Origin of the sequence: Pantoea sp. SJZ147, from assembly GCF_007828605.1 — a bacterium.
GTDB lineage: Bacteria > Pseudomonadota > Gammaproteobacteria > Enterobacterales > Enterobacteriaceae > Pantoea > Pantoea allii.
The window spans coordinates 1-22,098 of the sequence record NZ_VIVB01000001.1; the positions used below are offsets into that span (position 1 = coordinate 1).

Here is a 22,098-nt window from a genome sequence, read left to right on the forward strand (position 1 = left end):
GTCAGGGCCTGCTGAATAAGCTCAGCGGGAATAAGATCAGAGAGCGAGCGGGCGCGTTCGGGAGAGGTGGTATGAATGATGCCCAGAGCCTGTGAGAGTTCCATAAAAAAGGGTCCATGATGAACATGAACCCTTTTTACACCTGCCACTGGATCGGTCAACCGATCCTTAAATGATCGGCATTAGGCCAAGGCCGGGTTTTTTTATATCAGGTGGTAGCGGGGCGACAGTTCAACCGCGAGGTGTTTAAAAAGATTAAAGACGGCAGTGGTTTTTGCCGTTGGCAGTCCTTGCGCATCCAAAAAATAGGGGCCACGGAAAACGAGGACATCACCCTGTTGACTGACCGCATCGGCTTTGATGTCGGCGAGATAATCATCATGTTGTACAAGCAGCCTATTGGCGATCTCCAGTAGTGCCTGAGATGAAATACCCTGGGTCTGATTGTGCATGTGTCGGCTCCTTTTTGACAGTCTGTTAATTCTTTCTATATTACTTGCGTACCGCGTTGTTCGACAAACCGCCGTGAGGGGTAAAAAAGCGGCTTTACTCACAGCAGATGCTAATTAAGTTGCGTAACAGATTTTATCAGGTACAGTGTGGGCGTTTCAGATTCCAGGGATATTGCACCGGGAAGTGCGATTAAGTCAGGGAGAAAAAGCGATTTTTATCATAACGTTGCATGAGCTGTTTTCACTGACCAGAGATTGAGCCCCACGACCTGAAATGAAAAACAGGCGTAGCAAAAGTGAACCTCATGGGTTTTTGGGCATCCAATCCTCTCCCGTAGAGCAGGACGTATTCATTAGGTAAAGGTAAATATGGGTAAAGCACTCGTTATTGTTGAGTCCCCGGCAAAGGCCAAAACAATCAATAAATACCTCGGCAGTGGCTACGTGGTGAAATCCAGCGTGGGCCATATCCGGGATCTGCCGACCAGTGGTTCAACCGCCAAAAAAAGTGCTGAAACCTCGACAGATAAAAAAGTCAAAAAAGTAAAGAAGGACGAGAAGGCCGCACTGGTCAGTCGTATGGGCGTCGATCCCTATCACGGCTGGGAAGCGGACTATCAGATTCTGCCAAATAAAGAGAAAGTGGTTGCTGAACTAAAGGCTTTAGCCGAGAACGCTGACCACATCTATCTCGCAACGGACCTTGACCGCGAAGGGGAAGCTATTGCCTGGCACCTGCGGGAAGTGATCGGTGGCGATGACAAACGCTTTAGCCGCGTGGTGTTTAATGAGATCACCAAAAACGCGATTCGTCAGGCCTTTGAAACGCCGGGCGAGCTGAATATTGACCGTGTGAATGCGCAACAGGCCCGTCGCTTTATGGACCGTGTTGTGGGTTATATGGTTTCCCCTTTGTTGTGGAAAAAAGTCGCCCGTGGCTTATCGGCCGGTCGCGTTCAGTCGGTTGCCGTGCGATTAGTGGTCGAGCGCGAGCGCGAGATCAAAGCCTTCGTTCCTGAAGAGTACTGGGAACTCAACGCCAACCTGACCACACCGAAGGGCGACGACCTGGCGATGGAGGTCACCCACGCGGGTGATAAACCCTTCCGTCCGGTCAATCACGAACAGACACATGCCGCACTGGCGCTGCTTGAAAAAGCGCGTTTTGAGGTTACCGATCGTGAAGATAAGCCAACCAGCAGCAAGCCTGGTGCACCTTTTATCACCTCCACGCTGCAGCAGGCCGCCAGTACGCGCCTGGGCTTCGGCGTAAAAAAAACCATGATGATGGCACAGCGACTTTATGAAGCGGGCCACATTACCTATATGCGTACTGACTCGACCAACCTGAGTCAGGATGCGGTTTCCATGGTTCGCGGCTATATCGACGGCAATTTCGGTAAAAAATATCTGCCCGACAATGCCAATACCTTTGCCAGTAAAGAGAATTCACAGGAAGCGCACGAAGCGATTCGTCCTTCTGATGTAGAGGTTGTGGCCGATCAACTTAAAGACATGGAAGCGGATGCACAGAAGCTGTATCAGCTCATCTGGCGTCAGTTTGTTGCCTGCCAGATGACGCCTGCACAGTATGATTCGACCACGCTGACGGTAGCCGCGGGCGATTACAAACTGAAAGCGAAAGGGCGTACGCTGCGTTTCGATGGCTGGACCAAAGTTATGCCGGCACTGCGTAAGAACGATGAAGATCGCACATTACCGCCGGTTAACGTGGGTGATGAACTGAGTCTGCAGGCGTTGTTGCCAAGCCAGCACTTTACCAAACCACCGGCGCGCTTCAGTGAAGCTTCCCTGGTGCGTGAACTGGAAAAGCGCGGTATTGGTCGTCCGTCAACCTATGCTGCCATTATCTCCACCATTCAGGATCGCGGCTATGTCAGGTCTGAGAATCGCCGTTTTTATGCTGAGAAAATGGGTGAAATCGTCACCGATCGTCTGGAAGAAAACTTCCGCGAGCTGATGAATTACGATTTTACCGCGCATATGGAAAGCAGCCTCGATGAGGTCGCTAACAATCAGGCGGAATGGAAAGCGGTGCTCGATCGCTTCTTCTCTGACTTCAGTCAGCAGCTGGAACAGGCGGAAAAAGATCCCGAAGAAGGTGGGATGCAGCCTAACCAGATGGTATTAACGACCATCGACTGCCCAACCTGTGGCCGCAAAATGGGCATTCGCACTGCCAGCACCGGGGTTTTCCTTGGTTGCTCAGGTTATGCACTGCCGCCGAAAGAGCGCTGTAAGCAAACCATCAATCTGATTCCTGAAAATGAAGTCCTGAATATTCTGGAAGGCGATGATGCTGAAACCAATGCGTTACGCGCACGTCGCCGTTGCGAGAAATGCGGTACGGCCATGGACAGCTACCTGATTGATAACGGACGCAAACTGCACGTTTGTGGTAACAACCCTGAATGCGATGGCTATGAAATCGAAGAGGGCGAGTTCCGAATCAAAGGTTATGACGGTCCCATTGTTGAGTGTGAAAAGTGTGGTTCTGAAATGCACCTGAAGATGGGGCGTTTTGGTAAATACATGGCTTGTACCAATGATGAGTGCAAAAACACGCGCAAGATATTACGCAATGGTGACGTCGCGCCGCCGAAAGAAGATCCGGTACCCTTGCCTGAACTGCCGTGCGAGAAGTCGGATGCCTATTTCGTGTTGCGTGATGGTGCTGCAGGTGTTTTCCTGGCCGCCAACACGTTTCCAAAATCACGCGAAACCCGGGCACCCTTGGTTGAGGAACTGCAACGTTTCCACGATCGTCTGCCTGAGAAATTGAAATACCTTGCTGAGGCGCCAGCGACCGATCCGGAAGGGAATAAAACCCTGGTCCGTTTTAGCCGCAAAACCAAACAGCAGTATGTTGCTTCCGAAAAAGAAGGCAAAGCCACAGGATGGTCAGCGTTCTATATTGACGGTAAGTGGCAGGAAGCGAAAAAGTAATTCCCCTAAAGGCCAGCGCCCGCTGGCCTTTTTCTTGCCTTATATCAATCCGTTCTACAGTGGTACTTAAAATGCTATAGTGGTTATAGCATTTCCGATCCCTTCTTACTGCTCAGCCATACTTCACCCGCCTGGGCGACAGTACGTCAGCCGGGGATGCGACTCTGTAACCGACCAGGATAAAAACAGATATGAAATTACAGCAGTTGCGCTACATCGTAGAAGTCGTTAACCACAATCTTAATGTCTCGTCGACAGCAGAAGGTCTCTACACCTCGCAGCCTGGGATCAGTAAACAGGTGCGTATGCTGGAAGATGAACTTGGCGTACAAATTTTTGCCCGCAGCGGTAAGCATCTCACCCAGGTGACGCCGGCGGGTGAAGAAATAATTCGTATCGCCCGTGAAGTGCTCTCTAAAGTCGATGCGATTAAGTCCGTGGCCGGTGAACATACCTGGCCCGATAAAGGCTCGCTGTATGTGGCAACCACCCATACGCAGGCACGTTATGCACTGCCCGGCGTGATTAAAGGGTTTATCGAGCGCTATCCGCGCGTCTCACTGCATATGCATCAGGGATCACCGACGCAAATTGCCGAGGCAGTTTCAAAGGGTAATGCCGATTTTGCGATTGCCACAGAAGCGCTGCACCTGTACGACGACTTGATCATGCTGCCGTGCTATCACTGGAACCGGGCTATTGTCGTCACGCCCGATCATCCCCTGGCAGGCAAAGGGCAGGTGACCATTGAGGAGCTGGCCGATTTTCCGCTGGTCACTTACACCTTTGGTTTTACCGGACGCTCAGAGCTGGATACCGCCTTTATGCGCGCGGGCCTGACGCCGCGTATCGTCTTTACCGCGACAGATGCGGACGTGATAAAAACTTACGTCCGGCTGGGATTAGGAGTCGGCGTTATCGCCAGTATGGCAGTGGACCCTGTCGCTGATCCTGATCTGGTCAGAATTGAAGCCTCTGAAATCTTCATCAACAGCACTACCAAGATTGGATTTCGCCGCAGCACCTTCCTGCGTAGCTACATGTATGACTTTATCCAGCGCTTTGCGCCGCATCTGACGCGCGATGTGGTGGATACGGCGGTGGCGCTGCGTTCTAACGACGATATTGAAGCCATGTTTAAGGATATAAAGCTGCCGTTTAAGTAACTGGTAGGTGCAATCCATTAGTCTCAGGCTGCTTAGTGCAGCTTTTTTTTGTTTGAACGTTAGCGCCATGCTTAGGTTGAAAAGTTTTATTATTTTTTTGTTAATGCTGTGTCGATCACATGTTTAAAGTTTGCTGTATCTTAAATGCGAATTACGACACATTTTTGACGTGATATCTTTGCGACTCGCCAGGATAATTCCCATACTCCAGTTAAGCCTTGACGGTAAAGCGTTTATTCAGGGGCTGCAGAAAGAGGAGTTTAGTTATGGCTGGATCTAAAGTTAAATTAACTCAAATTTTTGTGACCGCGATTCAGGTTTATTAATAATAAGTAATTAATCGTTACTTAAGTAATTTTAACCGTTTTGATAAATTGCGTTAATCGTTTTGTGCAATAAAAATTACTGGATTTTTGGCCTTAACGGGTTTAGGATTCTTCCTAAATCTTAATCGATGTTATCAATCGTTTTGTTGAGAGTGATTATCAAAAACTATGACTACGAGACTGACTGTAGACCCGGGTTTCCCGGTTAAAAGCACCAAGGTTAAGCGCTCAGGTAACACTCGTCGCAACGCCTGGTTGACTGTATTCGCTGCCTCAGCGCTGTTCTGGGTTGTTGTAGCATTAATGATTTGGCGCATTTGGGGTTAAGCCATGTGGGCAAACGCACTCTGCCATAAGCACACGACCACCACTCGTCAGCACCGTCTCTCTGGCTACAAAGCAAAAGAGCCGGTTGCAAAGGCGGAAAAAGTGTCTATCCCCGAGAACTGGGATTTAAACGATCATCAACGTAATTTCATCGAGTCTTTTCTGGACCCGAAAGCAAAATAATTAAACATCGCTCTTTTCTTTTAGACACATCTTCTGTCATTCAGGCTGCTTAATTAAGCCCTTTTCACACGCAGTATAAAAGATGACATCCCTTAAAAAGGATGGTTGTACGGCTTTTTATTGCCCATTCGGCGCAGGAGTAATCTTATGAATATGATTAAAATGACCTGGTTCAGTGCCTATGCTTTCTCCTTTACCGTGTGGATGACCGCGTTTTGGGCTGCCCTGTAATATAACGATTCCGGTTTATAAAAAATGCCTCGTAATTTTACGAGGCATTTTTGTTTGCGTCAGATTGTAGCAATTGGTGTTGTAATCAAAACGTTAACAGAAAAGTGGTCTATCTTTATACTAAACCTTGTTGTCTCTGAGGTTTAAAGACCATGATTATAAAGGAGGAGCTATGTCGTTAACACTACGCGAGCAGAGTCAGGAAACACTGCAGGTAGATAATCAAAACTATCACATCTTCAGTCTACCTCGCGCATCACAACATCTGGGCAACATTGACCGCTTGCCCAAGTCCATGAAAGTCCTGCTCGAAAACTTGTTACGTTGGCAGGATGGCGACTCTGTTACGGCAGAGGATATTCAGGCTCTCGTCGACTGGCAGAAAACAGCCCATGCCGATCGTGAGATTGCCTACCGTCCGGCACGTGTATTAATGCAGGACTTCACAGGTGTGCCGGCGGTGGTCGATCTTGCCGCTATGCGCGAAGCGGTTAATCGCCTCGGTGGTGATGTGGCGAAAGTAAATCCACTTTCACCTGTCGATCTGGTTATCGACCACTCGGTAACAGTGGACCATTTTGGCGACGATGAGGCTTTTGAAGAGAACGTGCGCCTGGAAATGGAACGCAACCACGAACGTTACGTTTTTCTGCGCTGGGGCCAAAAGGCCTTTGACCAGTTTCGGGTCGTACCACCAGGTACCGGTATCTGTCACCAGGTGAATCTGGAATACCTGGGTAAAGCTATCTGGCAACAAAAAATTAACGGCGAAAACTATGCCTGGCCCGATACGTTAGTCGGCACCGATTCTCATACCACGATGATTAATGCCCTTGGCGTACTGGGATGGGGCGTGGGCGGGATAGAGGCCGAAGCCGCCATGCTGGGGCAGCCCGTCTCCATGCTGATTCCCGACGTGGTCGGTTTCAAACTCACCGGTAAACTGCGCGCCGGAATTACCGCGACCGACCTGGTGCTGACCGTTACGCAAATGTTGCGTAAACATGGCGTCGTCGGCAAGTTCGTCGAGTTCTATGGCGATGGTCTGGCTGACCTGCCGCTGGCGGACCGCGCGACCATTGCTAACATGGCACCAGAATACGGCGCGACCTGCGGATTCTTCCCGGTTGATGAAGTGACGCTGAGCTATATGACGTTAACCGGCCGCGATGCGGAGCAGGTGGCGTTAGTTGAACACTATGCTAAACGTCAGGGCCTGTGGCGCAACGCTGGCGACGAGCCTATTTTCACCAGCAGCCTTGCGCTGGATATGAATGAGGTAGAGTCAAGCCTTGCCGGTCCTAAGCGCCCACAGGATCGTGTGTCGCTGGGCGATGTGCCTGCCGCTTTTGACGCCAGTAATGAACTTGAAGTCAATCACGCACAAAAACCACATAAGCAGGTTGAGTACACCGACAGCGCAACCGGGCTGACGCATACGCTGACCGATGGCGCGGTAGCTATTGCGGCGATCACCTCCTGTACCAATACCTCTAACCCCAGCGTCCTGATGGCCGCAGGCTTACTGGCGAAAAAAGCGGTAGAGCGTGGTTTAAAACGTCAGCCGTGGGTGAAAGCGTCCCTGGCACCGGGCTCCAAAGTGGTGTCCGACTATCTGGCCGTCGCGCAGCTGACCCCGCACCTTGATAAACTGGGTTTCAACCTGGTGGGCTACGGCTGTACCACCTGTATTGGTAACTCGGGTCCGTTGCCGGATGAAATTGAGTCTGCGATTAAAGAAGGCGACCTGACGGTGGGGGCGGTGCTGTCGGGCAACCGCAACTTTGAAGGGCGAATTCATCCGTTGATTAAAACCAACTGGCTGGCCTCTCCACCGCTGGTGGTCGCCTATGCGCTGGCAGGTAATATGAAGATCAACCTGCAAACCGAACCGCTTGGACAGGATCGTGATGGCAAGCCAGTCTTCCTGAAAGATATCTGGCCGTCACCTGAAGAGATTGCGACCGCCGTACAGCAGGTGACCAGCGATATGTATCATAAGGAGTACGCGGAGGTCTTTGACGGCACGCCAGAGTGGCAGGCAATCAAGGTGAGTGAAGCGGCAACCTATGACTGGGATGAAGGTTCCACCTATATTCGTCTGTCACCTTTCTTTGATGACATGGAGAAGGAACCTAAACCGGTTAAAGATATTCATGGCGCGCGCCTGCTGGCGATCCTTGGCGACTCGGTTACCACCGACCACATTTCGCCTGCCGGTAGCATTAAAGCCGAAAGTCCGGCGGGTCGTTATCTGCTGTCGCATGGCGTTGAGCGCAATGATTTTAACTCCTATGGTTCACGTCGCGGCAACCACGAAGTGATGATGCGCGGTACGTTTGCCAACATCCGTATTCGAAATGAAATGGTGCCCGGCGTTGAAGGCGGCTATACCAAACACTATCCCAGCGGTGAACAACTGGCCATTTACGATGCTGCGATGAAATATCAGGCTGAGGGCGTACCTTTGGCAGTGATTGCGGGGAAAGAGTACGGGTCGGGTTCCAGCCGCGACTGGGCCGCGAAAGGGCCGCGTCTGCAAGGCGTTCGCGTGGTTATCGCCGAATCTTTTGAGCGTATTCACCGTTCCAACCTGATTGGTATGGGCATTTTACCGCTGGAATTTCCACAGGGTGTCACGCGTAAAACCCTGGGTCTGAAGGGGGATGAGTCGGTGGACGTTGAAAATCTGTCTCAGCTTAAGCCGGGATGTACCGTTTCGGTTACGTTAACGCGAGCTGATGGCAGTAAAGAGACGCTGGACACGCGCTGCCGGATTGATACCGGTAATGAGCTAACCTATTACCGCAACGATGGCATCCTGCACTACGTCATTCGCAACATGCTTAACTAATAAGACAGCCGGGGCGACCCGGCTGTTTCATTCAGGACTTAGGCAACAGATGGCCCATTTTTTCTGCTTTTGTATCAAGATAGTGCGCATTTTCAGGATTGCGCCCCACAACCAGCGGCACGCGCTCAACAATGTTAATCCCGGCTTCGCTGAGAATCTCGACTTTGCGCGGATTGTTAGTCAGCAGACGAACTTCATTCACGCCGAGTAACTTGAACATATCCGCGCACAGGGTGAAGTCACGCTCGTCAGCGGCAAAACCCAACTGATGATTGGCTTCAACGGTGTCGTATCCCTTATCCTGTAAAGCATAGGCACGAATTTTATTCAGCAGGCCAATATTGCGACCTTCCTGGCGGTGATAAAGCAGTGCACCACGGCCTTCTTCCGCAATGGCATTCAGCGCAGCTTCAAGTTGGAAGCCACAATCGCAACGCAAACTGAACAGCGCATCGCCAGTCAGACACTCGGAATGGACGCGAGCCAGCACTGGTTGATTATCATTAATATCGCCAAAGACCAGAGCAACGTGGTCATGACCGGTTGCCAGTTCTTCAAAACCTACCATCAGGAAATCTCCCCATGGCGTTGGCAGTTTGGCTTCTGCCACCCGTTTAAGCTGCATGTGACTCTCCAGAACCCTCAAAGGATGCACTATCATCATAATAGTGCACAGGCCGATGCGGCCTGACAAACGAGGAATATTGTGCCACAACCGCGAGGCAGGCTGTTAATCTGTGTAAACGATTGTTGTGATAAAGCACGATTATCTAATCTGAAAAGGTTATGTTATTCTTTTTTAAGCTAAAGTTATGCTTTTGTTATAGGTTTTCACCAGGAGAAAGGAAAAGGGATGGTTAACATCTTTCAACGTACGCTGGCAGGAATGGTGCTGCTGCTCATTATGCCTGTTGCGGTCGGCTTGTCCGGTTGGCAGTGGCAGCCTGGCGAAAGTAATACGTTTCTTAAGATCTTGTTCTGGATGACGGAAACGGTCACGCGGCCCTGGGGCATGCTGACCAGCCTGGTGTTAAGTGCCTGGGTGATGTGGTGCCTGCGTTTCAGGCTTAAACCGGCGCTGCTGCTGCTGCTGCTGTTGATCATGAACGCTACGATTTTAGCTGGCCAGTACACGAAATCCTTTATCAAAGAGCAGGTGCAGGAACCGCGCCCTTATGTTGTCTGGCTGGAGAAAACCCACGGGCTGGATGATAAGACCTTTTACCAGTTGAGCCGCGAGCAACGTGGCCAGCGCGTCACTGAGCTGATCGCGGATGAGTCGCACATTCCCGGCTGGCTGAAAAAACACTGGGCGTTTGAAACGGGTTTTGCTTTCCCATCCGGACATACCATGTTTGCCGCCAGTTGGGCCTTGCTGGTCATCGGTTTGTTATGGCCGCGTCGGCATTATAAAACCATCGTGCTTGTCGGCGTCTGGGCCGTGGCCGTAATGGGCAGTCGCTTGCTGCTGGGCATGCACTGGCCGCGCGATCTGGCTGTTGCCACTTTCATTTCCTGGCTGTTTGTTGTCCTGGCGACCTGGCTCGCCCAACGCTTCTGTGGCCCACTGAGCTTGCCGCCAGAAGAACAGCAAGAGGTCGCTGAACGGGAGCAAGGATTGTAATTGCAACATTCAGCACCATATCTTTATCTTGAGATTGAGCAAAAGCGCGTCATCTGATGCTGCCAGGAGCAGTATTTTTGCCGTAATTTTGGCATAATTCTTTTCGACTACCTCACAACGGGATGCACTGTGAAATATTTGCTGATTTTTTTAGTGGTTTTGGTCATTTTTATCATTTCCGTGACCCTTGGCGCGCACAACGACCAGGTTATCACCTTTAACTATCTGCTGGCGCAGGGCGACTTCCGTATCTCCACCTTACTGGCAACCCTTTTTGGTGTTGGCTTTTTGCTGGGATGGGTTATCTGTGGGCTCTTCTGGTTGCGTATTCGCGTCTCTCTTGCTAATGCGCAACGTAAAATTAAGCGTCTGCAGGCGCAGGTCGATCAGAGCACGCCAGGCACAAGTGGTAAACCGCTGCCGCCGGCTGTGCAGGAATAAGCCTCCATGTTAGAGCTGCTGTTTCTGTTACTTCCTGTCGCCGCTGCCTATGGATGGTACATGGGCAGACGCAGTGCGCAGCAGGACAAGCAACAGGAATCAAACCGCCTGTCGCGTGATTACGTGGCGGGGGTAAACTTCTTACTCTCCAATCAACAAGATAAAGCGGTCGATCTGTTCCTTGATATGCTCAAGGAAGACAGCGGCACCGTTGAAGCCCACCTTACGCTTGGCAATTTGTTCCGTTCCCGGGGCGAGGTCGATCGCGCTATCCGCATCCATCAGTCCTTAATGGAAAGCGCGTCACTGAGCTACGAACAGCGCCTGTTAGCGATTCAGCAACTGGGGCGGGACTACATGGCGGCAGGCCTTTACGACCGTGCCGAAGACATGTTCAAACAGCTGACGGATGAGACGGATTTTCGTATTGGCGCACTGCAACAACTTCTGCTTATCCATCAGGCGACCAGCGACTGGCAGCAGGCTATTGACGTCGCCGAGCGGTTGGTAAAGCTGGGTAAAGACCGGCAGAAAGGTGAGATTGCCCACTTTTATTGTGAACTCGCCCTGCAGGCGATGAGCAGCGACGACCTCGACAGAGCCATGACGCTGCTGAAAAAGGGGGAGTCGGCCGATCGGCAGAGCGCCCGCGTCTCTATTATGATGGGCCGCATCCTGATGGAAAAAGGGGAGTACGCAAAAGCCGTCGAGCATTTGCAGCGCGTTCTGGATCAGGATAAAGAGCTGGTCAGTGAAACGCTTCCAATGCTGGAGACGTGTTTTCAGCGCCTCAACCAGCCTGATGCCTGGGCAGAATTCCTTAAGCGTTGTGTTGACGAGAATACAGGTGCTGCAGCGGAGCTTTATCTTTCAGAGATTCTGGAGCGGCAGCAGGGCGCCGAAGCCGCGCAAAACTACATTAATCATCAGTTACAACGTCACCCCAATATGCGCGTCTTTCATCGCCTGATGGAGTTTCACCTGCACGAGGCAGAAGATGGGCGTGCAAAAGAAAGCCTGATGGTGCTGCGCGATCTGGTTGGCGAACAAATCCGCACCAAGCCACGCTATCGCTGCCACAAATGTGGCTTCACGGCGCATGCGCTTTACTGGCACTGTCCTTCATGCCGGACCTGGTCATCCGTTAAACCGATTCGCGGACTCGATGGACAATAACCCCGAAGCGCTGGCGTCGGTCGCTGCTTTTTAGTTACAACATGCTATCGGCGTTTATTCAAAATAACAGTCCAGCTCCGTGCGCATATCGCTTAGCACAACAACAGGGATTGTGATGCGAAAAGCAGGCAGGTAGAATGCGTGCCGTTTGTCTAACGCGCCAGCAGGTGCCTACTGCAGAGGAAATAGCATGGCCTTATCCCAGACTTCGCCGGTGGTAGTGGCGCTTGATTACCACGATATGAATAGCGCGCTGCACTTTGTCGATCAGATAGAGCCGGGCAGTTGCCGCCTGAAGGTGGGCAAAGAAATGTTCACCTTGTTTGGCCCGCAACTTGTGAAAACCCTGCAGCAGCGTGGATTCGACATCTTTCTCGACCTGAAATTTCACGATATCCCCAATACTACCGCTCGGGCGGTTGCCGCCGCCGCCGATCTCGGTGTCTGGATGGTGAACGTTCACGCGAGCGGCGGGGCACGTATGATGAATGCCGCCCGTGAAGCGCTGCTGCCATTTGGTCAGCAGGCGCCTTTGCTGATTGCCGTTACCGTCCTGACCAGCATGGATGCCGATGACTTATTGGGCCTTGGGATCACCGTGTCACCCGCAGAGCAGGCTGAGCGACTGGCAAAACTGACGCACGAATGCGGACTTGATGGCGTGGTCTGTTCGGCACAGGAAGCCGCGCGGTTCAAACAGGTCATCGGTCATGATTTCACGCTGGTTACGCCAGGAATCAGGCCCCTGGGTAGTGACGCAGGGGATCAACGTCGCGTCATGACGCCGCAACAGGCCCGGCTTGCTGGCGTGGATTATATGGTAATAGGACGTCCTGTTACTCAGTCTGCGGACCCCGCAGCGACGCTTAAGTCGCTACTGCAGGATTTGGAGACGGTAAAATGAGCCGTGATAACCCTTTAGTCTATTCTACGGACGCAGGTCGCCTTACTCAGTCCGAGCCAAAGGCAGAACGTCCTAAAGGCGACGGAATTGTCCGTATCCAGCGCCAAACCAGCGGACGAAAAGGCAAGGGCGTTTGCCTTATTACCGGCGTGGATCTGGATGAATCAGCGTTGAATCAGCTGGCCGCTGAACTGAAGAAAAAATGCGGTTGCGGCGGCGCGGTAAAAGAGGGTGTGATTGAAATTCAGGGCGACAAACGTGATTTATTAAAAAGCCTGCTGGAAGCCAAAGGGATGAAGGTCAAACTGGCGGGTGGATAAAAAAAACCGGGCTACAGAGTAGCCCGGCTTGTTATGTAGATGCGCTGCGTAGCCGTTATTATTTATTGTAATGCGGTTCTTAGTGAACCTGATGACCGATGATACCACCCACTGCTGCACCGCCGACGGTGCCCAGCGCGCTGCCGTTGGTTAATACAGAACCCCCAATTGCACCGGCACCTGCACCGATTGCGGTGTTACGGTCACGCTTAGACCAGTTTGAACAGCCACTTAACGCCATAACCAGCGTGGTTGCTAATACAACAGCGGTCATTTTTTTCATTGTAATTGTCATAAACTTCTCCTTTATTGTGTATGCAGAGGCAACACAGTAAGTATAGCTGTGAAATTTTTTCAGGCCGCCTGTGTCGCATTATTACCGCATCCCTTTTGGTATAAAAACGCCAGACACCATGGACGATCTGTTTGTAGCGGCTGAAAAGCATCATCAACAGATGGACCTGTCGGATGCCTGACAGAATTCTATTCATTTTGAAGAATTTCCGAAGATAGATAATTCTTAATTCGCAGCACAATTTTTCATTCACAGCCATTTTCCGCTGCTTTTTAGCCATTTGCTCCATAACGCTTTTCCTGCCTGCTCAGCAGAATATTAAGACCCTTCTCAGCAGGAGAAAAAAATGCTGGAACATCTTAAACAACAGGTTCTGGAAGCTAACCTGGATCTCCCCAAATATAACCTTGTCACCTTTACATGGGGAAACGTCAGCGCCATTGACCGTGAGCAAGGCCTGTTAGTGATTAAACCTTCCGGCGTCAGCTACGATGTGATGAAAGTTGAAGACATGGTAGTGGTGAGTCTGGCAACCGGTGAGGTGGTTGAAGGTGAGAAACGCCCTTCATCCGACACCGCAACGCATCGGGCGCTATATCTGGCCTGGCCCGAGGTTGGCGGAATTGTCCATACACATTCCCGCCACGCCACCATCTGGGCACAGGCAGGCCGCCCGATTCCTGCCTGGGGCACCACGCACGCGGATGATTTCTACGGTGAAATTCCCTGCACGCGAGCAATGCGTGACGAAGAGATCAAGAACCAGTATGAGTGGAATACAGGTGAGGTGATTATTGAAACCTTCGCACAACGCGGGCTTTCCCCGACCGCCATCCCAGCGGTGCTGGTAAACTCGCATGGTCCTTTTGCCTGGGGCAAAGACGCACATGCGGCGGTGCACAGTGCGGTGGTGCTGGAAGAGGTGGCCTACATGGGATTGTTTAGCCAGCAACTCACTGCCGGTCTTCCGCCTATTCAGCAAACCCTGCTTGATCTGCATTATCTGCGTAAGCACGGTGAAAATGCCTGGTACGGCCAGAAATAATTATGGGGGCGCAGCCTTGTCTGCGTCCCGACCCGTTTATTGCTGACGGCATGTTATGCGGTTTTCAGTCTCATCAATACCCGTTATAGGTTCGCGTCTTTCTGTGATTTAGCCTGACTTTATCAAGAAAGCATACTAATCATTTAAACCGAATGCATCGGGGATCACTCTGGAATTTATGTTGTAAATCAATCTCTCATTTGGTCTGGCCTCACTCTGGATTAGGCTGATGTGGCGCAATTAGCGCATCAAAATAACAGAGGATGAGACAATGACCGTGATTAACCAACCCACATGCAGACTGTTTTCCGAAGCCGGACACACTACGCAGTTAGTTGCCTATTACGAGGAAGGACGTCGCACCATGTGGATGATGTTGCGCGCCCAACCACGCCCCAGTTTTAATCATGAATTGATCGAAGAAATCATGAACCTGAGTTATACCGCTCAGCGTTCGGGCTTACCTATCGATTTCTGGGTAACCGGCTCGTTAGTACCACAAATGTTCAATGCCGGTGGCGATCTGCGCTTTTTTGTGGAATGTATTCGCAACAACCGCCGTGAAGCTTTGCGTGCCTATGCACGGGCTTGTGTTGACTGCATCCACTCGGCCGCCCGCGGATTTGATACCGGCGCGGTTACGCTCGCGATGATTGAAGGCAGCGCCCTTGGCGGCGGTTTTGAAGCCGCGCTGGCGCATCACTTTATCCTGGCCCAGAACAATGCCCGGATGGGCTTTCCTGAAATCGCCTTTAACCTGTTTCCGGGAATGGGGGGCTACTCGTTAGTGGCGCGGCGTTCGGGCATGAAACTGGCTGAAGAGCTGATCATGGAAGGTGAGTCCCACAGTGCTGAATGGTACGAAACGCGCGGCTTAGTGGATAAGGTATTTCAACCGGGCGACAGTTACCGGGCTACCCGCACGTTTATCGATACATTGCGGCCAAAACTCAATGGCGTACGTGCCATGTTAAAGGCGCGCCAGCGGGTATTACAGCTGTCACGCGCTGAATTAATGGATATTACCGAGGACTGGGTAGATTACGCATTTACGCTCGAAGCGAAAGATATTGCCTATATGGAACGTTTAGTACAGTTACAAAACCGCCACAGCGCATCACTGCGTAAAGCGGGTTAGCGATCTATACGCGGGCAGGATGCTGAGCCAGCCAGTGCCCAAACTGTTCTGCGGGCATTGGTTTTGCGTAAAAATAGCCTTGTCGCCCATCGACGCCGCTTTTCACGACAAACTCTTCTTCATCGACAGTTTCAATGCCTTCGGCAATCACCTGCAAATCCAGCGCTTTCGCCACCGCGACAATGGCCCTGACGAGAGACTGCGATACCGGCCGTTTGTTCACATTTCGGATAAAGCTTTGATCCAGCTTAATGGCATTAATGGGCACGCGCGCCAGCTGCGACAGGGAGGAGTAGCCGGTGCCAAAGTCATCAAGGTGAATCTGCGCGCCCAGTTCCTGGAATTTACGCATCAGCTTCAACGCTTCGGCTTCATTCTCTATCAGGCAGCTTTCCGTCAGTTCAATATCTACTGGGGACTCGGTCAAACCCGCATCCGTCAGGGCTTGCTTCAGGTCACTGTAGATCGATTGATCGAGCAACTGACGCGCCGAGACGTTCACCGCGACGCGCAGGTGAATATTCTGCTGCCGCCAGGCAAGAATCTGCTTCAACACATTGAGCATGACCCAGCGACCAAGCGGCACGATCAGGCCGGACTCTTCCGCATAGGGGATAAATTCGCCGGGTGATACCAGCCCGCGCTCTGGCGAATTCCAGCGTACCAGCGCTTCCGCACTGCGTACTTTACCGTCAGAATCGACTTTAGGCTGGTAATGCACTAATAAATGGTCCTGCTCCAGCGCTTTACGCAAATTGGTATCGAGCCAAAGGTATTCAAAAACCCGCCGGTTCATCTCTTCAGCAAAAACACAATATCGACCGCGGTTATTCTCTTTGGCGTGATACATCGCCGTATCGGCGTTACGAATCAGACATTCACGGTCTTCCCCATGCAGCGGGGCAAGGGCGATGCCGACTGAACAGCCGCTGTAAACTTCGATCAGACCAATGCGAAACGGCTGACGCAGGCGATCGAGAATACGCGTGGCCATCGCCTCCAGCGCCGCCTGGCTGGTGTGTTCCGCCAGCACGACAAATTCATCACCGCCCAGCCGTCCGAGTGTCTGGTTTTTGCTCAGACAGCTCAGGATAGCCAGAGAAACGGCCTGTAACAGCTGATCGCCAAACATATGACCGTAGGCATCATTAACTTTCTTAAAGTTATCTAAATCCAGATAGACCACGCCGGTTTCGCTGCCTTCTGCACGCTCCAGCGCCTGGCTAATCTGCTGATGAATCGCATGACGATTGGGCAGGCCAGTAATACCATCGGTATTGGCCATAACGCGCAGTCGTTCCTGCGCGCGGCGTTCTTCCGTGATATCCGTTCCTGAACAGATGAGGAAAATTTCATTTTTACCGCTGCCGCTGTGAACAAACTTATTACGAAACAGAAACAGTCGCTGTCCCTTCATCGTTTTGATCCAGCGTTCGACTTCGTAGGAGTTACCGTCGCGGAAGAAACCCGCAATGTTACGACGTGAGGCGGCGGCTTCCTGTTTGGTCATAAACAGCTGAAAAACATTCCGACCGATCACGTCCTGTTCATACAGGCCGGTGTACTCTTCACTGAGTCGGTTAAAGCGTTGAATGTTGCCGCGCTGGTCTAGGATCACAATGACGGAATTGGCTTCCGAAACGACCTGTTCAGCAAAAGACAGACCCAGCGTCAGGTCGCGAGCCACGGCCGAGGTATCACCCCATGCCGACGCGGTACCGGCCCAGACGGATTTATTGATCCTGCGACCAACAAAATGCATGGCGACCTGCTCGCCGTGTATTGTTAACGTCAGATTTATACTGGAAGTGATAACCGGCATCGCGCGAAGCAAACTGCATTGACCCGGCGTCAGGGGAACAGCCACGCTGGTGTTCGATGATTCATCTAAGGCAAATAGCAGCGCATCACTGTCCGCGTTTAATCGCCAATGAGGGCTGGTTGTACCAAACAAGGTATACAACAATGATTGCCCTTGTTCATCGGTCATGGTCACTCCCTCCAGGAAGTACATTGCTGGCGTTATCTCGTTATTTTAGCAACAGTATTCATCAACTGATGCCAGCACAAGATGAAACTGTATTTATTTTACTTTCCAGAAAAAACGGGCATAAAAAACCCCGCCGAAGCGGGGCTCAGTTTATGTTCAGCACGGACATTTACCCAGCTTTCCGGCCTGACTGGGAAAGCGGGCATCCAGACAATAACGATGAAACTCCCGCTCGCTCATCGGTGTCATTTCAGGATGCCGCCGCCGCATGTGCTGTAGGTATTTTTGATAATCCTGCACGCCAACCATCAAACGAAAACTTTGCTGAAGTCCCTGCCACAGTGCGCGCCAGCGAAAGCCGGTGCGAACAGGAGTGGAAAGTAAATCGCAACGCATAATATGCCAGCTCCCCTGAGGCCGCGCTACGCGATGGATGCTGTCATACATGGCGCACCTCCTTACGTAATTCCACATCTGACTCATGCGTGGTAGGCACGTTGCTGCTTAGCGCACGGCGAATCACAAAGAAGGCGGCAATCAGCATCGTGACGGCGACCAGCATAAAGAATCCGCACAGGGCAGCATTAATCTGGTTACTGAATACGATGGTTTGCATATCGGCCACGGTTTTAGCTGGTGCGATGATAACGCCTTCATCCAGACCTTTTCGGAATTTATTGGCTTGAGCAAGAAAACCAATTGACGGTTTTTCGTGAAAAATCTTCTGCCATCCCGCCGTCATCGAGGTAATAAACAGCCAGATGGTGGGCAGAATCGTCACCCATGCATAGCGCTGCTTCTTCATCTTGAACAGCACCACCGTGCCCAGGATTAGCGCCATAGAGGCCAGCATCTGGTTACCAATCCCAAACAGTGGCCACAAGGTGTTGATACCGCCCAGTGGATCGATAACGCCCTGATAAACGAAGAAACCCCAGCCGGCGACGGCGACGGTGGTCCCTGACATATTGCCCAGCCATGAACGGTTGTTCGCCATAGACGGCACGACCGTGCCAACCAGATCCTGCACCATAAAGCGGCAGGCGCGGGTACCGGCATCCACGGCGGTCAAAATAAACAGGGCTTCAAATAAGATGGCGAAGTGGTACCAGAAGGCCATCATGGCGCGGCTGTTAAACACCTCAGTAATGATGTGTGCCATACCGACTGCAAAAGTCGGCGCACCCCCGGCACGTGACAGGATGGAGGCTTCGCCCACATCCCGGGCGATACCGCTTAACATCTCAGGCGTGACCACAAATCCCCAGCCATTGATGACCTGAGAGGCATTTTCTACCGTAGTACCAATCAGTGCCGCGGGCGAGTTCATCGCAAAGTACACACCCGGGTCCAGTACCGAGGCGCAAATCAGCGCCATGATGGCCACGAACGACTCCATCAGCATGGCACCGTAACCAATAAAGCGAATATGGCTTTCGCGCTCAATCAGCTTAGGTGTGGTTCCGCTGGATACCAGCGCATGGAAGCCGGAGATAGCGCCACAGGCAATGGTGATAAACAGGAACGGGAACAGGGCGCCAGAGAAGACCGGCCCCGAGCCGTCAATAAATCGGGTTACGGCAGGCATTTTCATTTCTGGCATGGCAAAGACGATGCCCACAGCCAGCCCGACAATGACGCCGATTTTCAGAAAGGTGGAAAGGTAATCCCTCGGGGCCAGCAGCAGCCAGACCGGTAGCACCGAGGCGATAAAACCATAGATGACCAGCACCCAGGTCAGCGAGGTGCCTTTCAGCGTGAAGAACGGGCCCCAGTAAGGATGCTGTGCGACATCACCACCGTAAATAATGGCCGCCATCATCAGCACAAAGCCGATCAACGAGACTTCGGCGATTTTTCCCGGGCGCAGAAAGCGCATATAGATGCCCATAAACAGCGCAATCGGAATGGTCGCCGCGATGGTAAACAGTCCCCACGGACTGTTCGCCAGGGCTTTCACCACCACCAGCGCCAGCGCAGAGAGAATAATGATCATCACGCCCAGCGCACCCAGCATAGTAATCACACCGGCAAAAGCGCCCAGCTCCTGACGCGCCATTTCGCCTAACGAACGGCCATCACGTCGCGTAGAGATAAACAGAATCAGGAAATCCTGAACGGCGCCCGCCATCATCACCCCGATCAGGATCCAGATAGTGCCAGGCAGAAAACCCATCTGTGCCGCCAGAATCGGGCCGACCAGCGGGCCAGCACCGGCGATAGCCGCAAAGTGGTGACCAAACAGCACCCACTTATTGGTGGGAACATAGTCAAGACCATCGCTGAGGCGCTCAGCTGGCGTCAGACGGCGGTCGTCCAGTTCAAAAATATTGCGGGCGATAAACAGGCTGTAAAAACGATAAGCGATGCTGTAAAAGGCAACTGCGGCAACCACCAGCCAGACTGCGTTGACGTGCTCGCCGCGGTTAAGCGCCAGCATCGCGAACGCACCCGCGCCAATTAACGCCACTGCTAACCAAAGCACGCCGTTTTTGACGTTCTTCATAACTCACTCCTTGTAGAGACCGAATGGAAGGCGATCGAAGACAACGAGCTAACGTTAATGTAATGGAATGTAAGTGGAAGTTAATAAAGATAAAACTGTGAAGCGCGGAGCAAATTTAGCACGCACATGCAGAGGGAAGGCGAGGTGGAATGTGTCGGCGGGACAGACAAGGCTGTCCCACCGGTTTAGTCTCAGGCTGCGGGGCGTGCAACGACGCTGCGCGTTTCCATGCGGACTTCAGCAATGGTCACGTCAATCACGTCGGATACGCGGTAAACCACATCACCTTTAATCTGTACTGTACCGCTTTCCTGGCTGCAAACCAGTTCGTCACGCACGGCATGCAGGAACGGCGCTGGAATGAACGCCACGGCACCATTTTCCAGCAGGCGGACGCGCATGCCACCACGAGAAACATCGATGATTTCCGCGCTGAACTTACGATCCGTAGCCGCAAAGGGCGACAGGTAACGGGCATAGAGCCAGTCGCCCACGTCACGCTCCGCCATGCGGTTAAGACGACGACGTTCACTCATGGTGACCGTCAGCGCATCATCCGGACGACCGATTTGCTCACCGCGCACGATGGCCTTCAGCAGACGATGGTTGATCATGTCGCCAAACTTACGGATTGGGGAGGTCCAGGTGGCGTAAGCGTCCAGCCCCAGGCCAAAGTGCGGGCCCGGTTCGGTGGTGATCTCCGCATAGGTCTGGAAACGACGAATACGGCTGTCGAGGAACTGAGTAGGCTGTGCATCCAGTTCACGGCGCAGTACGCGGAACCCCTCCAGCGTGGTGATAGCCTGCGGATCGGCGGTAATGCCGTGAGTCGCCAGCACAGCGGCGGCCTGCTCGGCATTCGCCGTATCGAAACCCGCGTGAACGTTGTAGATACCAAAACCCAGCTTTTCGCGCAGCACATTGGCGGCACAGATGTTTGCCAGGATCATGGCTTCCTCAACAATCCGGTTCGCAATACGACGCGGTTCGGCGATGATTTCCAGCACTTCCCCTTTTTCGCCCAGCAGAAAACGGTAGTCAGGACGATCTTTAAACACCAGCGCATGGTTTTGACGCCATTCAGCACGGGACTGACACAAGCGATGCAGCAGGCGGATCTGGTTAGCGATAGCCTCGTTTTGCGGTTGCCATTCGCCACTGTTTTCCAGCCAGTCGGAAACCTCGTCGTAAACCAGTTTGGCTTTTGACTCGATCCAGGCTGCAAAGAACTGAACATCGTCAGCCAGGCTACCATCCTGAGCAACCGTCACGCGGCACGCCAGAACCGGACGACGCACGTCAGGGCGCAGCGAGCAGACATCGTCTGACAGCTCGCGGGGCAGCATCGGGATATTAAAGCCCGGCAGATAGTTCGTGAACGCACGTTGCGCCGCCAGCTTATCCAGCTCGCTACCTTCTGCGACATAGGCAGTGGGATCGGCAATGGCGATGGTCAGACGCAGTGCGCCATCGTCCAGTGCTTCGGCATACAGCGCATCGTCCATATCTTCAGTGCTGGCGCTGTCGATAGTCACGAAATCCAGAGCGGTCAGATCTTCACGCGTCAGGTTCTCGTCCAGCATGTCGCCAAAGCCGATTTCTGGCGCTTCACGCTCCAGATTATGACGTGACAGTGTCACCCACCATGGGGCGAGGTGGTCGTCGGCTTTGACAATGAATTCGGTGAGTTCGGCATAAAAGCCACGGTCGCCTTTCAACGGATGACGACGCATTTCAGCGACGGCCCAGTCGCCATTCTGGAAATCATGGGTCAGTCCGCGCACCGGACGACACTGAATGGCCTCTTTCAGCAGCGGATGATCGGGCACGATAGAAAGACGGTCGTCTTTTTTCTGCACGCGGCCAACAAAGCGGCCCAGAAAAGGCTCAACCAACGTTTCTGGCTCTGCGCTTTCACGATCTTTATCGCTGTGGATGACGGCAACAATGCGGTCGCCATGCATCACTTTTTTCATCTGCGGCGGCGGGATGAAATAACTTTTTTGTGCATCGACTTCCAGAAAGCCGAATCCCTTTTCGGTGCCTTTTACAACGCCTTCTGCACGCGGCGTTTGCGAATGAAGCTTCTCTTTAAGCTGCGCAAGCAGCGGATTATCCTGGAACATGATTTTTACGTTTCGTGGCCTAATAGC

The 22,098-nt window shown here is 52.3% G+C and carries 19 protein-coding genes; 12 read left to right on the forward strand and 7 right to left on the reverse strand.

The window, feature by feature from the left end:
• Positions 1 to 203: 203 nt before the first annotated feature.
• A complete protein-coding gene (locus FBY13_RS00005; protein WP_096010528.1) occupies positions 204 to 452 on the reverse strand; it encodes a YciN family protein in 249 nt (82 codons plus the stop codon).
• A gap of 369 nt (positions 453 to 821) precedes the next feature.
• On the opposite strand from FBY13_RS00005, the gene topA reads away from it, so the two are divergent.
• The 5 genes from topA to acnA all read left to right on the forward strand — a co-directional run bounded on the left by topA (position 822) and on the right by acnA (position 8,506).
• Positions 822 to 3,419, forward strand: coding sequence for a type I DNA topoisomerase (topA, locus tag FBY13_RS00010; protein WP_063879769.1), 2,598 nt, complete (start codon positions 822 to 824; stop codon positions 3,417 to 3,419).
• Positions 3,420 to 3,610: 191 nt separating this feature from the next.
• Positions 3,611 to 4,585 carry an HTH-type transcriptional regulator CysB gene (gene cysB / locus FBY13_RS00015; RefSeq protein WP_063879768.1) on the forward strand — a complete coding sequence of 325 codons (975 nt, stop codon included), beginning with the start codon at positions 3,611 to 3,613 and terminating at the stop codon, positions 4,583 to 4,585.
• Between the two features lie 494 nt (positions 4,586 to 5,079).
• Entirely contained in the window at positions 5,080 to 5,238 is a 159-nt protein-coding gene (locus FBY13_RS00020) for a YmiA family putative membrane protein (protein WP_074181023.1), read from the forward strand.
• Between the two features lie 3 nt (positions 5,239 to 5,241).
• Entirely contained in the window at positions 5,242 to 5,421 is a 180-nt protein-coding gene (locus tag FBY13_RS00025) for a hypothetical protein (RefSeq protein ID WP_074181022.1), read from the forward strand.
• Between the two features lie 403 nt (positions 5,422 to 5,824).
• Complete coding sequence (acnA, locus tag FBY13_RS00030; protein ID WP_096010530.1) at positions 5,825 to 8,506, forward strand: aconitate hydratase AcnA; 2,682 nt, start codon at positions 5,825 to 5,827, stop codon at positions 8,504 to 8,506.
• Positions 8,507 to 8,537: 31 nt separating this feature from the next.
• On the opposite strand, the gene ribA is transcribed toward acnA, so the two are convergent.
• On the reverse strand, positions 8,538 to 9,131 hold the full coding sequence (gene ribA, locus FBY13_RS00035; protein WP_063879766.1) for a GTP cyclohydrolase II: 594 nt from the start codon (positions 9,129 to 9,131) through the stop codon (positions 8,538 to 8,540).
• Positions 9,132 to 9,359: 228 nt separating this feature from the next.
• Between ribA and pgpB the strand changes: the two genes are divergently transcribed.
• The 5 genes from pgpB (at position 9,360) to yciH (ending at position 12,971) form a co-directional block, all read left to right on the forward strand.
• Entirely contained in the window at positions 9,360 to 10,130 is a 771-nt protein-coding gene (gene pgpB, locus FBY13_RS00040) for a phosphatidylglycerophosphatase B (protein WP_145393167.1), read from the forward strand.
• Positions 10,131 to 10,259: 129 nt separating this feature from the next.
• Positions 10,260 to 10,571: a LapA family protein gene (locus tag FBY13_RS00045; RefSeq protein ID WP_063879764.1), complete on the forward strand. Its 312-nt coding sequence runs from the start codon at positions 10,260 to 10,262 to the stop codon at positions 10,569 to 10,571.
• Between the two features lie 6 nt (positions 10,572 to 10,577).
• Positions 10,578 to 11,747 (forward strand): lipopolysaccharide assembly protein LapB, encoded by a 1,170-nt coding sequence (gene lapB / locus FBY13_RS00050; RefSeq protein ID WP_063879763.1) that lies wholly within the window; start codon positions 10,578 to 10,580, stop codon positions 11,745 to 11,747.
• Between the two features lie 190 nt (positions 11,748 to 11,937).
• Positions 11,938 to 12,651, forward strand: a complete 714-nt coding sequence (pyrF, locus tag FBY13_RS00055) for an orotidine-5'-phosphate decarboxylase (RefSeq protein WP_145393168.1) — start codon at positions 11,938 to 11,940, stop codon at positions 12,649 to 12,651.
• Positions 12,648 to 12,971, forward strand: a complete 324-nt coding sequence (gene yciH / locus FBY13_RS00060; protein WP_096010533.1) for a stress response translation initiation inhibitor YciH — start codon at positions 12,648 to 12,650, stop codon at positions 12,969 to 12,971. Before pyrF ends, yciH begins: the two co-directional genes overlap by 4 nt.
• Before the next feature lie 79 nt (positions 12,972 to 13,050).
• Here yciH and osmB read toward each other — a convergent pair whose 3' ends face one another.
• On the reverse strand, positions 13,051 to 13,266 hold the full coding sequence (gene osmB / locus FBY13_RS00065) for an osmotically-inducible lipoprotein OsmB (RefSeq protein WP_063879760.1): 216 nt from the start codon (positions 13,264 to 13,266) through the stop codon (positions 13,051 to 13,053).
• A 346-nt stretch (positions 13,267 to 13,612) separates the two neighbouring features.
• Between osmB and araD the strand changes: the two genes are divergently transcribed.
• Positions 13,613 to 14,311, forward strand: coding sequence for an L-ribulose-5-phosphate 4-epimerase (gene araD, locus FBY13_RS00075; protein ID WP_096010534.1), 699 nt, complete (start codon positions 13,613 to 13,615; stop codon positions 14,309 to 14,311).
• Between the two features lie 271 nt (positions 14,312 to 14,582).
• Positions 14,583 to 15,449: a crotonase/enoyl-CoA hydratase family protein gene (locus FBY13_RS00080; RefSeq protein WP_063879758.1), complete on the forward strand. Its 867-nt coding sequence runs from the start codon at positions 14,583 to 14,585 to the stop codon at positions 15,447 to 15,449.
• A 4-nt stretch (positions 15,450 to 15,453) separates the two neighbouring features.
• On the opposite strand, the gene pdeR is transcribed toward FBY13_RS00080, so the two are convergent.
• From pdeR to FBY13_RS00100, 4 genes are all read right to left on the reverse strand, one after another.
• Positions 15,454 to 17,439 (reverse strand): cyclic di-GMP phosphodiesterase, encoded by a 1,986-nt coding sequence (gene pdeR / locus FBY13_RS00085; RefSeq protein WP_063879757.1) that lies wholly within the window; start codon positions 17,437 to 17,439, stop codon positions 15,454 to 15,456.
• Between the two features lie 156 nt (positions 17,440 to 17,595).
• A complete protein-coding gene (locus FBY13_RS00090) occupies positions 17,596 to 17,886 on the reverse strand; it encodes a YbdD/YjiX family protein (RefSeq protein ID WP_063879756.1) in 291 nt (96 codons plus the stop codon).
• Positions 17,879 to 19,945, reverse strand: coding sequence for a carbon starvation CstA family protein (locus tag FBY13_RS00095; RefSeq protein ID WP_096010536.1), 2,067 nt, complete (start codon positions 19,943 to 19,945; stop codon positions 17,879 to 17,881). The genes FBY13_RS00090 and FBY13_RS00095 overlap by 8 nt, the downstream gene beginning before the upstream one ends.
• Positions 19,946 to 20,136: 191 nt before the next feature.
• Positions 20,137 to 22,071 carry an exoribonuclease II gene (locus FBY13_RS00100; protein WP_096010537.1) on the reverse strand — a complete coding sequence of 645 codons (1,935 nt, stop codon included), beginning with the start codon at positions 22,069 to 22,071 and terminating at the stop codon, positions 20,137 to 20,139.
• Positions 22,072 to 22,098 lie beyond the last annotated feature (27 nt).

Excerpts from the sequence above, each read along its gene's own strand:
- FBY13_RS00005 (WP_096010528.1), bottom strand. The coding sequence starts at position 452 with ATGCACAATCAGACCCAGGGTATTTCATCTCAGGCACTACTGGAGATC.
- topA (WP_063879769.1), top strand. The coding sequence starts at position 822 with ATGGGTAAAGCACTCGTTATTGTTGAGTCCCCGGCAAAGGCCAAAACA.
- cysB (WP_063879768.1), top strand. The coding sequence starts at position 3,611 with ATGAAATTACAGCAGTTGCGCTACATCGTAGAAGTCGTTAACCACAAT.
- FBY13_RS00020 (WP_074181023.1), top strand. The coding sequence starts at position 5,080 with ATGACTACGAGACTGACTGTAGACCCGGGTTTCCCGGTTAAAAGCACC.
- FBY13_RS00025 (WP_074181022.1), top strand. The coding sequence starts at position 5,242 with ATGTGGGCAAACGCACTCTGCCATAAGCACACGACCACCACTCGTCAG.
- acnA (WP_096010530.1), top strand. The coding sequence starts at position 5,825 with ATGTCGTTAACACTACGCGAGCAGAGTCAGGAAACACTGCAGGTAGAT.
- ribA (WP_063879766.1), bottom strand. The coding sequence starts at position 9,131 with ATGCAGCTTAAACGGGTGGCAGAAGCCAAACTGCCAACGCCATGGGGA.
- pgpB (WP_145393167.1), top strand. The coding sequence starts at position 9,360 with ATGGTTAACATCTTTCAACGTACGCTGGCAGGAATGGTGCTGCTGCTC.
- lapB (WP_063879763.1), top strand. The coding sequence starts at position 10,578 with ATGTTAGAGCTGCTGTTTCTGTTACTTCCTGTCGCCGCTGCCTATGGA.
- pyrF (WP_145393168.1), top strand. The coding sequence starts at position 11,938 with ATGGCCTTATCCCAGACTTCGCCGGTGGTAGTGGCGCTTGATTACCAC.
- yciH (WP_096010533.1), top strand. The coding sequence starts at position 12,648 with ATGAGCCGTGATAACCCTTTAGTCTATTCTACGGACGCAGGTCGCCTT.
- osmB (WP_063879760.1), bottom strand. The coding sequence starts at position 13,266 with ATGACAATTACAATGAAAAAAATGACCGCTGTTGTATTAGCAACCACG.
- araD (WP_096010534.1), top strand. The coding sequence starts at position 13,613 with ATGCTGGAACATCTTAAACAACAGGTTCTGGAAGCTAACCTGGATCTC.
- FBY13_RS00080 (WP_063879758.1), top strand. The coding sequence starts at position 14,583 with ATGACCGTGATTAACCAACCCACATGCAGACTGTTTTCCGAAGCCGGA.
- pdeR (WP_063879757.1), bottom strand. The coding sequence starts at position 17,439 with ATGACCGATGAACAAGGGCAATCATTGTTGTATACCTTGTTTGGTACA.
- FBY13_RS00090 (WP_063879756.1), bottom strand. The coding sequence starts at position 17,886 with ATGTATGACAGCATCCATCGCGTAGCGCGGCCTCAGGGGAGCTGGCAT.
- FBY13_RS00095 (WP_096010536.1), bottom strand. The coding sequence starts at position 19,945 with ATGAAGAACGTCAAAAACGGCGTGCTTTGGTTAGCAGTGGCGTTAATT.
- FBY13_RS00100 (WP_096010537.1), bottom strand. The coding sequence starts at position 22,071 with ATGTTCCAGGATAATCCGCTGCTTGCGCAGCTTAAAGAGAAGCTTCAT.